This window comes from Enterococcus cecorum, assembly GCF_052119425.1.
Lineage (GTDB): Bacteria > Bacillota > Bacilli > Lactobacillales > Enterococcaceae > Enterococcus_E > Enterococcus_E cecorum_C.
In genome coordinates, this window is record NZ_JBQKFH010000093.1 from 1 (window position 1) to 724 (window position 724).

The window sequence follows — 724 nt, forward strand, 5'->3', positions numbered from 1 at the left end:
ATCGTAGAATACATGGAGAGCTTCATAATCAGGGATATCTCATCAACAAAAAGAAGGTTCAGCGAATAGTTCAAAAACTTGGCTTGCAGGTGACATCCTACACACGCAAAAGTAGAAAATATAGTTCCTATAAGGGCAGGATTGGTACCATTGCACCCAACAGAATTCGCAGACGCTTTAATACGCACATACCCCATCAAAAAATCACAACGGATACGACTGAATTTAAGTATTATGAAGTTGATGTCAAAGGACATATGACAATGCATAAGCTGTATTTAGATCCATTTATGGATATGTGTAATGGAGAAATACTAAGTTACGGCATCGATAAGAAACCTTCAGCAAAGAATGTAATGAATGCCTTGGATAAAGCCATTGAAATCACTTCAGACTGCCCTTATAGACGAACATTCCATTCTGACCAGGGTTGGGCATACCAGATGAAGGCATACTCTCACAGGCTAAAAGAAGAACGAATATTTCAAAGCATGTCTCGAAAGGGCAACTGTCTAGATAATTCCGTAATGGAGAATTTCTTCGGTCTGCTTAAGCAAGAGATATACTATGGCGTTACTTACTATAGCTATGAGGAATTAAAAATGGAAATAGAACGATTTATAAAGTATTATAATGAACAACGAATAAAAGAAAAGTTAGGATGGATGAGTCCTGTTCAATATAGGCTCCATCTTTTAGCTGCATAATGAAAACGAGACGACCG

Annotated in this window: 1 protein-coding gene; it reads left to right on the forward strand. The window is 37.6% G+C overall.

Translation table 11 applies throughout. The annotated features are described in order from the left end of the window. A partial coding sequence (locus ACTQZM_RS11900) for an IS3 family transposase (RefSeq protein WP_441653888.1) occupies nucleotides 1–707 on the forward strand: 707 nt, incomplete at its 5' end. Nucleotides 708–724 lie beyond the last annotated feature (17 nt).